General features: G+C 39.0%; 1 protein-coding gene and 2 pseudogenes. All 3 read right to left on the reverse strand.

Annotated features, from left to right (window positions below):
* Window positions 1-241, reverse strand: a pseudogene (locus ACLBXA_RS22360) (hypothetical protein); the annotation flags it as partial.
* Between the two features lie 14 nt (window positions 242-255).
* On the reverse strand, window positions 256-543 hold the full coding sequence (locus ACLBXA_RS22365; RefSeq protein WP_001258281.1) for a DUF5592 family protein: 288 nt from the start codon (window positions 541-543) through the stop codon (window positions 256-258).
* A gap of 47 nt (window positions 544-590) precedes the next feature.
* Window positions 591-1390 (reverse strand): annotated as a pseudogene (locus ACLBXA_RS22370) (pLS20_p028 family conjugation system transmembrane protein); the annotation flags it as partial.

Genomic DNA, 1390 nt, shown 5'->3' on the forward strand with positions numbered 1-1390 from the left:
GTTTTGGATTTTTCTTTTTCGAAGTGTCTTTCTTTGGCTTTTCTTTCTTCTGTTTTTTTACTTTTGGTTCTACCTTTGGTTTTTCTTCTTTCTTTTTGTTGGGTACCACCTTCACAATTTCTTTTGGTTCAGAAATTGATTCTTTTACGTTTTTTTCGTTAAATCGAAATGCATTTTTCTTCGGTTTTTCTAGTTGTTTTGGCTCTTCTTTCTCTACATCTTTTTCGCTGAATAACGCCATATGTAATCCCTCCCTTATTGATCGTTATCAATGGCGCAATATGCACCTTTCCTTCTTAGCAATGTAATAATCAAAACTTCATACATTCGTTTTTGAGGATTCGTACTTGGTCGCCAAATCATGATAATTGCAATAGCTACCATGAAAAGAATAAATGGTAACTGAAAGGACTCATGTACGAAGTTCCTAAGAATCATCGTTACAACTAATAAACCAATTAATAAAAAGAAATCTATTAAATAAAGCACTTTATTAATCCGTAATTCTGTACTGATTTCCTTCGGAATCCGATAGCTTCTCATCGGGATTCCCTCCTTTTCGACAATAAAAAATAAGCGTACGATTACGCTTATTTTTTATCCGTATTCTTTTTATTTTTGTTCACAATATCTCTCCAACTTTTACCCGTATTTTGACCCATTTGATAAAAACGCTTTGTATTCTGTACCGTTTCAGATGTATTAATTCTTTCTTGTACTCCTCTTACCTTTTGTTTCACCGATGATGTAGTATTTTTCACTTTATCGGTTGTATATTGTCCTAATGTCCGTGTTTCTTGACTTCTACTTGCTGCCACTTCTTTATCACTTTCATAAGGAATAATCGGGCTACTATGTGTCACCGTTACGATGTCGGCTGATACCGGGCTACTTCCACTTGGTACTGATCTTGATGTTTCCACTGGTGCCGGGCTTCCTCCACTTGGTACTGGTCTTGATGTTTCCACTGGTACCGGGCTTCCTCCACTTGGTACTGGTCTTGATGTTTCCACTGGTACCGGGCTTCCTCCACTTGGTACTGGTCTTGATGTTTCCACTGGTGCCGGGCTTCCTCCACTTGGTACTGGTCTTGATGTTTCCACTGGTGCCGGGCTTGATGTTTGATTTCCTTCATTTGCTCCTTGTCTTACTGTTCCTGGTGTTTGACTTCCTTCACTTGCTCCTTGTCTTACTGTTCCTGGTGTTTGAACTCCTTCATTTGCTCCTTGTCTTACTGTTCCTGGTGTTTGAACTCCTTCATTTGCTCCTTGTCTTACTGTTCCTGGTGTTTGACTTCCTTCATTTGCTCCTTGTCTTACTGTTCCTGGTGTTTGACTTCCTTCACTTGCTCCTTGTCTTACTGTTCCTGGTGTTTGAACTCCTTCATTTG

The organism is Bacillus sp. D48C, from assembly GCF_053345735.1.

Coding starts and splice junctions, on each gene's coding strand:
- ACLBXA_RS22365 (WP_001258281.1), bottom strand. CDS start 543: ATGAGAAGCTATCGGATTCCGAAGGAAATCAGTACAGAATTACGGATT.